The sequence below is a fragment of the Methylocystis heyeri genome (assembly GCF_004802635.2).
Classification (GTDB): domain Bacteria; phylum Pseudomonadota; class Alphaproteobacteria; order Rhizobiales; family Beijerinckiaceae; genus Methylocystis; species Methylocystis heyeri.
The window spans coordinates 2,753,595-2,765,784 of record NZ_CP046052.1 but is presented as its reverse complement, the minus strand read 5'-3'; the positions used below and the strand labels follow the sequence as shown (position 1 = coordinate 2,765,784).

Here is a 12,190-nt window from a genome sequence, read left to right as displayed (position 1 = left end):
GCCTCGTTTTCCTGGTTCAAATAGGGTGTGCTTCGAGCGACCACTATCTGAACTGGTCTGAAAATACCCATTTGACAACTCAAACCAGACTCCTTATAACTGAACCATCCTAAATGAACCAAGGCGCTTTCAAATGCTCATTCACGCTTACCTCCGCGCTTCAACCCAGGAGCAGGATGCAAACCGCGCCCGTGCGGCGCTCAAGGCCTTCGCCGATCAACGCGGACTACGCATCGCCGGCTACTACGCTGAGAACGAGTCTGGGGCTTCTCTGAAGCGTCCCGAGCTTTTCAAGCTCATTGACAATGCGGAACGCGGTGACGTGCTGCTCCTGGAGCAGGTCGACCGCTTGAGCCGACTCAATGCGGAAGATTGGGAAGCACTCAAAGCGACGATCAAGGCCAAAGGCGTTCGCATCGTCGCGCTGGACCTCCCCACGTCCTGGACGATGGCGACAACCACCGTGGACGCCTTCACGGCCCGCATGTTCGAGGCCATCAACGACATGATGCTGGACATGCTCGCCGCCATCGCCCGCAAGGATTACGAGGATCGCCGTCGCCGCCAAGCTGAGGGCATTGAGAAGGCCAAGGATGCTGGCCTCTACAAGGGCCGCCCAGAAGACGCCAAGCGCAACGCTGCCATCGCCACGCTGCTTCGCGAGGGCAAATCCTGGAGCCAGATTCAGGACCTGACGAAGTGTGCCAGAGCGACCGTCGCCGCCGTGTCGAAGAAGCTGAAGGAGGAAGCGAGCGCCGCCTAGCCGGCTGGCGAGGCTGGGAGGCGAGGGGGAATGCCAAGCAAGAGTGTGGAGTTCAGACGCGCAATGTTCATGCCAGACTAAGGTTTACGCGACGTTTATCCACAGAAAATAATTTTTAACGTTAACGGAGGGCCCCTTGGCCGTCCCACACCCCATGGCATGAAAATTGCGCATCGGGCGACCTCCGCATGTAAATTTACTGGTTAAGCGTTGTCGCCACCATCTTAAGCTGAGCTTTACTAGAGGGGGTCTGCTGGGTGGTCTACTGGGTGGCGGAATAATTTTTAGGCATCATAACTAATTGATTTTATAGGTATGTTAGCCCTGAGGCGCGATACGACATGTATTATTCCTACTGATCGGCTTCTCCCCTGCGGCGGCTTGCGCCTTCGCAGGGGGCTTTCCTCGCGGCCCGAAAGCGCTTCGCGGCGTTTCGGGCCGTTTTCTTTTCATCGCCGTTGCGCTTGAACGCGACGCGTGGGGTGAGGAAGCGTTCGGCTCTCGCGACAGGCGTTCCCCGGTCAAGTCCGGACCGCGAGATTTCCCCCGAGGCGGAACCAATCGGGCTTTCATTCATTTTTAGCAACGAAATAGTAGGGTCCTGAACCACGCGCGCCAAGATAGTTGTTTTCAATCAACGCCTACCTTTACCGCGCCTTAACGTGGATAGCGTTAACTATTAGGTATCCAGAAGCCGCATTCCAGCGGCCGCCCAAAGCCGTTCAATTGCTCTTTAGATCCTCTCACCGGGAACAAAAATGCCTTCCGGATCAAGCCGCTTGCTGGTGTTCGTGGCCCTTTGGCAGTGCCTGGCTATTCAGGCTTCACTGGGGCAGATCGGGGCGTCGCATCAGTTGACGCAGCTTCAGGCGCCGGCGCGTATCGGGGGCATTCTCCAAAACGGTCCCGATTGGTCCGCCTACAAGGCTCGATTCCTCGATCAGAGCGGGAGGATCGTGGACACCGGCAACGATCGCTGCAGCCATAGCGAGGGGCAGGGATATGGCATGATCCTCGCGGTGGCGGCGGGGGACCGCGAGGCGTTCAACGCAATCTGGTCCTGGACCAAATCCCATCTCCTGATCCGCAAGGACAATCTCGCCGCCTGGAAGTGGACCGGAAGTCCGGCGCAGGGGGTGGAAGTCAATAATGCGAGCGACGGCGACATTCTGATCGCCTGGGGGCTCGCCGAGGCGTCCGATTACTGGAGCGAGCCCGCCTTTCTCGAGGCGGCGCGCCGCATCACGGCCGACATCCTCATAAAGTCGGTTACTCCGAACAACAGCTTCGGGCCGGTCCTGAGCCCCGGGGCTCATGGTTTTTCGGAGGAGGAACGCGCCGACGGCCCGGTGATCAACCTGTCCTACTGGGTTTATCCGGCCTTTCGACGTCTTGCGCAGATCCAGCCGAAGTTTGACTGGAACAAGCTGGCTCAATCGGGACTGGCGCTGACCGAGAAGGCCCGCTTCGGGACCTCGCGTCTGCCGCTGGATTGGCTTGCGATCCTGGGCGACAAGCTCGCCCCCGCCGAAGGATTCAACGCCCGCTTCGGCTATGACGCCATCCGCATACCGCTTTATCTGTTCTGGGCCTCCGAGGCGACGCCGCAGCGGTTGAGCAGCTTCGTAAAGGCATGGCCCGTCGACGCGCCTCATATTCATCTGCTCGCCCTCGGCGGGGAAGGCGGCCAAAAGCCCGAGATCGCGCTCAGGGAACCCGGCTACCGGGCTCTGGCGGCCATCACCCATTGCGCCGCGATGCACATCCCTTATCCCGACGAATTCTACCATTTCAACGCCAACCAGAATTACTATCCGGCCACGCTGCATCTGCTGTCGGTGATCGCGGCGCAGATGCAGGGAGGGCCCTGCCTGAATGCGGTAAAAGCCCGGAACCTGATCTCCGACTCCTGGCGCCCGGAGCCGGCCTCTCTCGCCGCGGTCTTTCCGCAGGCCGACGAACTGCGCCCCGGCGACCAGAAGCTGGTCGAGGACGCCACGCTACTCGTGAACAGAAAGATTCCCCCGGACGACGGCGGCGAGGAGTTGCTGACGGTTCAGGACGAAATAGGCCCGGTGTATTATTTCCGGGTTGCGGCCGAAGTTATGATCGCCGTCGCCGCCTTCATCTGGATCATTCAGCGCAAGACCGCCCCCCCGCGGGAAACCCCCGTCGACGAAAAAGAAAAACGCGTCTCCGAGGCCGTGTCGGCGATCGGTCCCGCCCTCGAAGGCAAGCAATTGCCCCTGGTGCCGCGGACCCTCCCGCATAGTCCCTTCACCGCGACCAAGCATATTCCGACGCTCGCCCAGGAAATCGAGGTCGCGGCGGCCGCCTGCGTGCGTCTCAGCCGGACGATCGGCTTGATCTATATCGAGGTCCCCTCCTTCGAGGCGCTGGAAAAAGAAGTTGGGCCTGTCGAGGCCGACGCCAAGGTCGAGGCGCTGGCGGCCAGCCTTCGCAGCGCTCTGAGAGCGACCGATAACGTCGCGGTGCTCAACCGCAAGGAAATACTGGTTTGCATTTGCCTTTTGGCCAACGCCTCGGATTTGAAAAACATCGCCCCGCGCTTGTATGCGCGCGTGGAGCGCTCGGAACTCGCAGCCATGGGCGCGGTTTTCTCTCCGCCCGGCTTCGCCGTCTACCCTCTCAACGGTTATGAGGGAATGGCGCTCATCGATGCGGCGCGGGCGGATTTCCGCCGCAACAGGCCGAGCGAAGACGAACCCGCGGCAGAGACGAGCGGCCACCACACGTCGGAGGAAAAAACCCACTCCCACCCGTCGAGGTCGACCTATGCGTTTCGAAAGCGCAAGACCTACCACAAGCACATGCCCCCGCCGGAATAAGGCGAAAGCCCTTCGCTTTTTCGGGTTGCCCGAATTCTGATCGCACGAACGGTTTCGTTCGAGCGGAAAGCGCGCCGAGCGCATTCCGTAAAAGTTGACGACTTTTGCGACGAGAATGCGCTCCGCCGAGCAGGTTGCGCGAATTCTGATCGCACGAACGGTTTCGTTCGAGCGGAAAGCGCGCTAAGAGCGGGGCAGGACCTACCGGGATTTCCCATGCGCCGCAGCGTCTACGCTCTCGTTTGCCTTCCCTTTTTCGGCCTCTCGCTCGCCTTTTCGCCGCCCTGCCGCGCCGCGGACAAACTGCGGCTCGCGGTGCAGGCGACCGGGACCACGCTTTGGGATCTCGCGGTCGTTTCCGCCTTCAAGCTCGACAAGGATGCGGACCTCGAACTCGAGGTGGCCGAGCTTGCCTCGACCGACGCCGGCAAGATCGCCCTCCAGGGAGATTCCGCCGATCTCATCGTGTCGGACTGGCTGTGGGCTGCGCGCGAGCGCGCGGGCGGGGCGAAGCTTCTTTTCTATCCGACGTCGACGGGCATCGGCGCCGTCATGACCAAAGACCCTCATATTCGCAGTCCGAAGGATCTCGTCGGCAGAAAGCTCGGCGTGGCCGGCGGACCGCTGGATAAGAGCTGGCTTCTGCTAAAAGCCTTCGCCTTGAAGCAGGGCGTCGATCTGGAGAAGGGCGCGACCATTCTTTACGGAGCGCCGCCGCTTCTCGCCGAAAAAGCTCGCCAGGGCGAGATCGACGCCGTGCTGGAGTTCTGGAATTTCGCCGTCGATCTCGAAGCCCAGGGGTTTGCGCGGGCGATCGATATGACCGAGGTGGAGAAATCCCTCGGCGCGCAGGACGATCCGATCGTGACGGGATTCGTCTTCAAGGAGAGCTTCGCCGCCTCTCGCGGGGGCGCGCTGGCGCGCTTTTTCGCGATGATGAAAAAGGCGAGGGCGCTCATTGCTTCGGATGACGCAGCCTGGCAGGCGGCGGCCGCGCGCATCCGCACCAAGGATAAGTCGACGCTGGCGCTTTATCGCACGCGCTATGTCGAGGCGACGCCGAAGGGCGATCCCGCCCAGCAACGTCGTGATCTTACCGCGCTGTTCTCGGTGCTCGCCTCGATCGGGGGCGAGAAGCTTGTGGGACCGGCGAAATCGCTCGACTCCGCTGTTTTCTATGAGGAAACGAAGGGCAAGCCTTGATCCGCCTGGCGTCCTTCGCGGCGATGATTCTTCTGTGGCAGGCGGCGTCCCATTTCGCCGATCCCCGCAGCCTGCCGGGACCGGTTCCGGTCCTGGAGGCCATCATCGACGAAGCCAGATCGGGCGCCCTTTTCGTCAATCTCGGAGCTACGTTGGCGCGGGTTTTCGCGGCCTTTGCGCTCGCCATGAGTCTCGGCTCGGCGCTCGGCTACGCCATGGGCCGCAGCAGGCTGGCGGACAAATTGCTCGATCCATGGCTCGTGGCGCTGCTCAACCTGCCCGCGCTGGTGGTCATCATCCTCGCCTATATCTGGGTCGGGTTGAACGAGGCGGCCGCGATCGGCGCCGTGGCCGTCAACAAGCTGCCGGGCGCCGTCGTGACCATTCGCGAAGGCGCGCGGGCTCTCGACCCCATGCTCGACGAGATGGCGCAGGCCTTCCGCCTGCCGGCCGGCGTGCGGCTGCGTCATATCGTGCTGCCCCAGCTCGCGCCCTATCTCGCGGCGGCGACCCGGTCCGGACTCTCGCTGGTGTGGAAGTTGGCGCTCGTGGTAGAACTGCTCGGGCGCTCGAACGGCGTCGGCTTCGAGATCAACGTCGCCTTCCAGCTTTTCGACGTTCGCCTGCTGCTCGCCTATGCTTTGCCCTTCGTCGCGATCATGCTCGGAGTCGAGTCATTTCTGGTTCAGCCGCTTGAACGACATGTCTCCCGCTGGCGCAGCAACGCTGCTCGATATTGAAATCGCCTCGAAGGACTATGTTTCCGCGAGCGGGCGTCCCCAGCGCGCGCTCGAAGGTCTGCGCCTGACTCTCCGGCGCGGCGAGGCCGGCGCCGTGGTGGGGCCTTCCGGCTGCGGCAAGACCACTCTGTTGCGTATCGTCGCCGGGCTCGAGAAGGATTTTTCGGGGAGGGTGGGCCTGCCGGACCACGGGCGTCTCGGCGTGGTGTTTCAGGAGCCGCGGCTGCTGCCGTGGCGGACCGTCGCCGACAATCTGAAAATCGCCGCGCCCGAGGCCACGGACGCCGAAATCGACGCCTTGCTCGCTGCGCTGGGGCTCTCGAGCCATGCCGCGCATTTTCCGGGCGAGCTGTCGCTCGGCCTCGCGCGCCGCGTGTCGCTGGCGCGGGCGCTCGCGATCAAGCCCGATCTTCTGCTGCTGGACGAGCCGCTGGTCTCGTTGGACGCAGCCCTCGCGGTCGAACTGCGCGAGCGAATCTCGGCGCTGATCGACCAGACTCATGTGACGACGCTGATCGTCACCCATGATCTTGGCGAAGCCATCGCCCTCGCCGACAAGATTTTCATATTGTCGTCCCGCCCCGCGCAGGTTGCGGCCGAGCTCGTGGTCGAGACCCCGCGGCGGCGCATGACGCCGGAGGCGGCGCAGGCGCTGGAGCGGCGCGCCCGGTCGATCATAGCTTCGCTGAGGTGATCACCAGGGCACGGTCTCGCCGCGATAATTGAGGAACCCGCCGCTGTCATTCAGGCTGAGCCCGTCGATCGTCGCGAGCAGACCCGCCGCGCTCTCGGTAACGCCGAGCGGCGCATTGGGGCCACCCATATCGGTCTTGACCCAGCCGGGGTGCAGGGCGACCACCGTCACCCCCTGGGGGCTCAGCTCCTCGGCGAGACATTGCGCCAATTTGTTCAGCGCCGCCTTGGTGGCGGAATAGATCGCCGCCCCCGGATTCTTGTTGGCCATGGAGCCGAGCTCGCTGGACATCAGCGCGATCCGCGGATTGGCAGCGCCTTTCAGCCGGGGAAGAAATGCCTCCGCCACGCGCAAGGGGCCCAGAGTGTTGATGGAGAAGAGATCGAGCGCCGCGCCGAAGTCCATGTTCAGCACAGTTTGGGGCGACGGTCCAAAGGCGCCGGCGTTGGCGAAGACGACATCGAACCCTGCGCCGGCGGAGCGTGCGGCCTTCGAGACGGCTTCAAAATCCCTCGAATCGAAGACCAGGGTCTCCACCTCGGCGTGCTGGGGCGCGAGCTTTGCGGCGAGAGCCGCGCGCGCTTCGTCGTTGCGCACGCTCGCCGTCACGCGGTCCCCGCGGGCGATCAATTGCCGGACCAGCTCCAGCCCGATTCCCCTGTTCGCCCCCGCGATCAGCCAATGTTCGCTCATGTTTCTCTCCGCGCAGCAATCTCGATCCATATAACCCGACCCGCGAGATATTCGAGAGAGACCGTCTTGATCCGCCGCGGTGGAGGTTATTCACTCGTCGTATTTTAGGGCGCGCAGTATCTCCGCCATTTGCTGTTTCATGGTCGGCAAGTCGTTATGAATTGTGTTCCATACGGTCAACAGATTGACGGAATCATAGCCATGCGTCAGCGCGTTTCGCATGGCATAGGCGAGTTCGAGGCGAAGGTGCGCTTGCTGCTGCGCGAATTCGGGGGCGACGGTCCTGATTTTGTTCGCCGCCTCGCCTATGATCTCGAAATTGCGAATGACCGCATCTTGGACCAGGGAACTTTTGATAAAAGCCGCGCGATCAATTCCCTCGACATAGGATTCAATGCGCCCGATGGCGGCGACGATATGTTCTATGTAGTCGCGGACCCGTCGCGCCTTCATTGCCGTCATAGGGGTCTTGCTTCCGCGACGATCTTGCTGCGGAACTTCATCGGCAAATCTTCGGGAGTCCTGACATCGACCTTTGTATGTGTGAGGTTTTCGATCGCAACGGCGATCGCCGCCATGTCGAACAGGCTGAAGCCGTCCGCAGCGTCGATAAGCAAATCGAGGTCGCTGCTCTCCGTGTCCTGGCGATGGAGAACAGAACCGAAGACTCGCGGATTCAATCCCCGGTTCGCAGCGACGATCCGACGGATTTCTTCTCGATGAGCTTCAAGGGCGATTGATGGTCTCATGGGCAAAATCTAGGTCAAACCGGCCGATTCCCGCAAGGGGGAGGGAAGCGCGCTCCCCGCTGATCGCCGTCCCGTCTTGCGGGCGCGAGCCTCGCGGTTCATCTTGCGCGCCATGATCGGACGACAGCTCTTCCGCACCAAAAAACTCGAGACCCTGCAGACGGAAGCTCGCGGCGACGGCCAGTTGCGCCGGGTGCTGGGCCTGTGGCAACTGACCGCCATCGGCCTCGGCGGTCTCATCGGCGTCGGCATATTCGTGCTCACCGGCGTCGTCGCGGCGACCCAGGCCGGGCCGGCGGTGTCGCTTTCCTTTCTGATCGCGGGGGTAGCGAGCGCCGCCGCCGCCCTGTGCTACGCAGAATTCGCCTCGATGATCCCGGTGGCGGGAAGCGCCTATACCTATGCCTACGCCGTGCTCGGAGAGCTGGTCGCCTGGATCATCGGCTGGGACCTTCTGCTCGAATACGCCCTCGTCGTCGCGGTGGTCTCGATCGGATGGTCGGGCTATGTCGCCGCGCTGCTGGGGCAGTTCGGCGTCGAGCTGCCGCTTTGGGCGCGCGGGGCGCCGGGGGCGGGCGAGGGCTATGTCGTGGACCTCGTGGCCGTCGTCGGCAGTCTCGGGGTCGCGGGCCTGCTGACCTTGCGCACCGAATGGGGCGCGCGCTTCAACACCGGGATGGTGCTTCTCAAGCTCGGCGCCGTGCTGCTGGTCATCTTCGCCGCCGCGCCGCATATCGATCCGCAGAACTGGCGGCCTTTCATGCCTTTCGGCTTCGGCGGGGTGGTCGAAGGCGCGGCGGTCGTTTTCTTTGCGGTGTTCGGCTACGACACGCTGACCACCGCGGCGGAGGAATCCGAGCATCCCCAGCGCGATCTGCCCCGCGCCGTGCTGCTGTCGCTCGGGGTCTCGCTGGCGCTCTATGTGGCGATGTCCCTGGCCCTGACCGGGATCGTCCGCTACGACACGCTGAACAACGCCGCGCCGGCGGCCAGCGCCTTCGCCCGGCTCGGCATGGGCTGGGTCGCCGCGGTGGTCTCGGTGGCCGCCGTGGCCGGGCTTCTCAGCGTCATGCTGGCTTTTCTTCTCGCCTGCGCGCGCATCTGGTTTGCGATGAGCCGCGACGGCCTGCTGCCGGACTGGTTCGCCAAGCCCCATCCGGCCTTTGCGACCCCCTACCGCCCGACCCTCGTCGCGGGCGCCGTTTGCGCGGCTGTAGCGGGCTTCTTTCCCATTCGCGAGGTGGCGGAGCTGGTCAATATCGGCACGCTCTCCGCCTTCGTCGTCATCTGCTTCGCGGTGATCGCCCTGCGGCGCAGCCGGCCGGACGCGGAGCGCCGGTTCCGCACACCCTTCGTGCCCTTCACGCCATTGGTGGGGGTCGGCTTTTCGCTGTGGCTGCTCAGCAAGCTCCCGGGCGTCGCCTGGGAGCGCTTCGTGATCTGGCTGGCGCTGGGCCTGGCGGTCTACGCCTTCTACGGCCGTTTCCGCAGCCGTCTCGCAAATCCGGATCGGTGAGCGAGACGGCGCGCTGCGGCCCTACTTCAGTCCGATGCCCATCGACTCCAATATTTCCTTCAGCCGATGGCGGCCGCTCATGGCGTCGGGGCCGCGCACGCGCGAGAGCACCTGACGAATCCATCCCTGCTCGGGCAGGTTCTGCTCTTTTTGGAAATCGCGGAATTTTGCGTCGAGCGTATTGACGGCGTCGAGCTGGGCCTCGCCGAAGGAATATTGCTCATGGTGCAGGACGGCCGCCTGTCCGAGGCGCGGCTTGACCCCGGTTTCGACGGCGGGATCTGGATAGCCGACCGCCATGCCGAAAACCGCGAAGACGTTATGCGGCAGGGCGAGTTCCTTCGCCACTTCCTCCGGCTTGTTGCGCATGGCGCCGATATAGACCGAGCCGAGCCCGAGGGATTCGAGCGCCACCACGGCGTTCTGGGCCGCGAGCGCGGCGTCGACGACGCCGGTCATGAAGAGCTCGAGATAGGGGAGGGCCGCCGCCTCGCGGCCCCCGGCCTTGGCGAGCTGCTCGAGGCGGTGGAGATCGGAAAGCCACACCAGAAACACCGCGCAGTCGCGCACATGCTGCTGTCCGCCCGCGAGTTCGGCGAGGCGGTTCTTGCGTTCTTGATCGGTGACCGCCACGACGCTCCAGACCTGGAGATTGGACGAGGTCGAGGCCGACTGGGCCGCGGCGACGATCGTCTCCAGCGCGCCTTCGGGCAGTTTCTGCGGCAGGAAGGCGCGATGCGAACGATGCGCGAGCAAGAGCTCCAGCGTATCGTTCCATTGGGTCGGCTTCGGCGAGTCGTCGCGGCGATAGCGCGCGAACGTGGCGGCCGCGCCCTCGAGGGTTTTGGCGTCCTTAATCGGTTGGTTCATCTGGGCCTCGGCGATTGTGCAGCGCGAACGCCCCTCGACGACCGGCGGAGCCTCGGCTGGAAAATTTTTTAAACGCCTGCGGGCTTTCCCGCGGTCGAGGCTTTGTGCCCCGATAAGCCGCTCCTGTCCAGCCGGGCGCGGGCCCAGGCTGCTGCAAGGCTTTAGATTTCCTGCTGCGTCGCAATATGTGATAGGAGAGACCGAGCGCCGTCGGGAGTCGATAAATGGAAGAATGGCTGGGGCAAGTCGCCCAGAATCTGGGGGTTGACAAGGAACTCGTGAGACTGGCCGTGGGCCATGTGTTTGGATTTTTGCAGCAGCGCCATCCGCAGGGGCCGGCCGACGAGCTGATCTCCAATTTCCCGGGCGCGGAGGAAGCCGTCGCCGCGGCGGCTGCGGCTCCTCAAAAGGGCGTGAGCGGGATCATCGGCAAGATCGGCGGCACCGTCGGCGGAGCCAAGGGCGATCTCGTCGTTCTCACCACCCGCCTCGCCGGCATGGGGCTTTCGGCGGAACAACTGCAGAAGCTGGCACAGGCCATTTTCGGTCAGGCCGAGCTCGTCATCGGCCGGGGCAAGCTGCAGATCATGACCGACGAGATTCCTGGGCTTTCTTCGTTTTTATGGCCGCAGAAATCTTAAATCGCGAGCGGGGCGGACTCCCTTTCCCCGCCTGCGGGGAGAGGGGATACGCCGCGGCCCATCATCCGAGGCGCAGCTCGAAGGCGCAGATCACATGCTGCGGCGGGCGGCCCGGCGCGATGCATATGGCGTCGCCACGCAGGGCGTAATTCGCCGCCCAGGGGTTGGCCCCGAGCCAGCGGGCGGCGGCGATCGAAAGACGTCGCCGCTTCTGGGGCGTGATCGCGGTGAGCGCCTCCTCCATCTTCGGCCGCGTCTTGACCTCCACAAAGGCGATGGAGTCGCCGCGCTTTGCAATGATGTCCACTTCGCCGCCGTCGACCCGGTACCGGAGCGCCAGAATCTTATAAAGCTTGAGCCGCAGCCAAAAGGCGGCGACCCGCTCGGCGCGCAGGCCGGCGTCATGGGTGGCCCGGCGCCTGTCCTCGGCCGAGCCTTTCCTCATTTTTCTCGCCCGGCCGAAAGCTGCAGCGCGCGAGCGTAAACCTGCCTGCGGGGCTGGCCGGTCGCCGCCGAGACCACGCTGGCCGCATCCTTGACCGAGTGGAGCGCCAGCGCCTCCTCGATCCTGGCGTCGAGTTCCGCTTCTTCGAGCGCCGCGGCGTCGGCCTCGGGCGGTGCGATCAACAGCACGATCTCGCCCTTGGGCGGCTCCTCCTGCGCGAGTTCCGGCGCCAGTTGCGACAGGCGCCCTCTCCGCACGGTCTCGAAAAGCTTGGTCAGCTCGCGCGCTATGGCGGCGTCGCGGTCGCCGAGCGCAGCGAGGCAGTCCGCCAGCGTCTCGGCGACGCGTCTCGGGCTTTCAAAGAACACCAGCGTGCCGGGAATGCGGGAAAGTTCGGCGAGGCGCGCGCGTCTCGGCCCGCTTTTATGGGGCAGAAAACCCTCGAAGAAGAACCGGTCGGTCGGCAGGCCGGCGACGACCAGAGCGGCGAGGACGGCGGAGGGGCCGGGCACCGAGGTGACCTTGACGCCCGATTCCAGCGCCTCCTGAACCAGCTTGAAGCCGGGATCGGAGACCAGCGGCGTGCCGGCGTCGGACACCAGCGCCAGAGCCGCTCCCGCCTCGAGCCTCGCGATCAGATGCGGACGCATCACCTTGGCGTTGTGCTCGTGATAGGCGACGAGGGGAGTCGAAATGCCGTAATGGGCCAGAAGATTGCGCGTGACCCTGGTGTCCTCGGCGATCACGGCGTCGGCCGCCGCGAGCGTCGCCAGGGCGCGGAAGGAAATATCCTTCAGATTGCCGATCGGCGTCGCCACCACATGGAGACCGGGGGCGATCGGCTCAGCCTCCGCCCGAAGGCCGAAAGCGGCATAGCCCCCGCCCGGTCCGACGGTCGTTTCCTCTGCCATATGGCTTCCCCGCGGCGCGTTCGGTCTAATGTTCAATCGTTCTTTTTATAGAACGGAGAATATGCCGGCCGCAAGCCGCGACATCGCGACAAATTGCCGATTTTCACAGGTCTATT

General features: G+C 64.0%; 13 protein-coding genes. 7 read left to right on the top strand and 6 right to left on the bottom strand.

Annotation, left to right across the window (positions count from 1 at the left end):
* Window positions 1–133 precede the first annotated feature (133 nt).
* From H2LOC_RS12630 to H2LOC_RS12610, 5 genes are all read left to right on the top strand, one after another.
* Window positions 134–763 carry a recombinase family protein gene (locus H2LOC_RS12630; RefSeq protein WP_136496708.1) on the top strand — a complete coding sequence of 210 codons (630 nt, stop codon included), beginning with the start codon at window positions 134–136 and terminating at the stop codon, window positions 761–763.
* Between the two features lie 758 nt (window positions 764–1,521).
* Window positions 1,522–3,612, top strand: a complete 2,091-nt coding sequence (locus H2LOC_RS12625) for a family 8 glycosyl hydrolase (protein WP_136496707.1) — start codon at window positions 1,522–1,524, stop codon at window positions 3,610–3,612.
* 216 nt (window positions 3,613–3,828) lie between these two features.
* Complete coding sequence (locus tag H2LOC_RS12620; RefSeq protein WP_136496706.1) at window positions 3,829–4,815, top strand: ABC transporter substrate-binding protein; 987 nt, start codon at window positions 3,829–3,831, stop codon at window positions 4,813–4,815.
* Entirely contained in the window at window positions 4,812–5,555 is a 744-nt protein-coding gene (locus tag H2LOC_RS12615) for an ABC transporter permease (protein ID WP_136496705.1), read from the top strand. The genes H2LOC_RS12620 and H2LOC_RS12615 overlap by 4 nt, the downstream gene beginning before the upstream one ends.
* On the top strand, window positions 5,518–6,249 hold the full coding sequence (locus H2LOC_RS12610; protein ID WP_136496704.1) for an ABC transporter ATP-binding protein: 732 nt from the start codon (window positions 5,518–5,520) through the stop codon (window positions 6,247–6,249). The genes H2LOC_RS12615 and H2LOC_RS12610 overlap by 38 nt, the downstream gene beginning before the upstream one ends.
* On the opposite strand, the gene H2LOC_RS12605 is transcribed toward H2LOC_RS12610, so the two are convergent.
* The 3 genes from H2LOC_RS12605 to H2LOC_RS12595 form a co-directional block, all read right to left on the bottom strand.
* Complete coding sequence (locus H2LOC_RS12605) at window positions 6,250–6,942, bottom strand: SDR family oxidoreductase (protein WP_136496703.1); 693 nt, start codon at window positions 6,940–6,942, stop codon at window positions 6,250–6,252.
* 90 nt (window positions 6,943–7,032) lie between these two features.
* Complete coding sequence (locus tag H2LOC_RS12600; protein WP_136496702.1) at window positions 7,033–7,404, bottom strand: HepT-like ribonuclease domain-containing protein; 372 nt, start codon at window positions 7,402–7,404, stop codon at window positions 7,033–7,035.
* The gene (locus tag H2LOC_RS12595; protein ID WP_136496701.1) at window positions 7,401–7,691 is read right to left on the bottom strand and encodes a nucleotidyltransferase family protein; all 291 of its coding nucleotides are present in this window, start codon (window positions 7,689–7,691) and stop codon (window positions 7,401–7,403) included. The genes H2LOC_RS12600 and H2LOC_RS12595 overlap by 4 nt, the downstream gene beginning before the upstream one ends.
* 112 nt (window positions 7,692–7,803) lie before the next feature.
* Between H2LOC_RS12595 and H2LOC_RS12590 the strand changes: the two genes are divergently transcribed.
* Complete coding sequence (locus H2LOC_RS12590) at window positions 7,804–9,207, top strand: amino acid permease (RefSeq protein ID WP_136496700.1); 1,404 nt, start codon at window positions 7,804–7,806, stop codon at window positions 9,205–9,207.
* Between the two features lie 21 nt (window positions 9,208–9,228).
* Here the strand turns inward: H2LOC_RS12590 and H2LOC_RS12585 are convergent, their stop codons facing one another.
* Window positions 9,229–10,077, bottom strand: coding sequence for an NADPH-dependent oxidoreductase (locus H2LOC_RS12585; protein ID WP_136496699.1), 849 nt, complete (start codon window positions 10,075–10,077; stop codon window positions 9,229–9,231).
* Window positions 10,078–10,301: 224 nt separating this feature from the next.
* Between H2LOC_RS12585 and H2LOC_RS12580 the strand changes: the two genes are divergently transcribed.
* Window positions 10,302–10,718 (top strand): DUF2267 domain-containing protein, encoded by a 417-nt coding sequence (locus H2LOC_RS12580; protein WP_136496698.1) that lies wholly within the window; start codon window positions 10,302–10,304, stop codon window positions 10,716–10,718.
* A gap of 61 nt (window positions 10,719–10,779) precedes the next feature.
* On the opposite strand, the gene H2LOC_RS12575 is transcribed toward H2LOC_RS12580, so the two are convergent.
* Together H2LOC_RS12575 and rsmI are read right to left on the bottom strand one after the other, a co-directional pair.
* Complete coding sequence (locus tag H2LOC_RS12575; protein WP_136496697.1) at window positions 10,780–11,163, bottom strand: YraN family protein; 384 nt, start codon at window positions 11,161–11,163, stop codon at window positions 10,780–10,782.
* Entirely contained in the window at window positions 11,160–12,074 is a 915-nt protein-coding gene (rsmI, locus tag H2LOC_RS12570) for a 16S rRNA (cytidine(1402)-2'-O)-methyltransferase (protein ID WP_136496696.1), read from the bottom strand. The genes H2LOC_RS12575 and rsmI overlap by 4 nt, the downstream gene beginning before the upstream one ends.
* Between the last annotated feature and the right edge of the window lie 116 nt (window positions 12,075–12,190).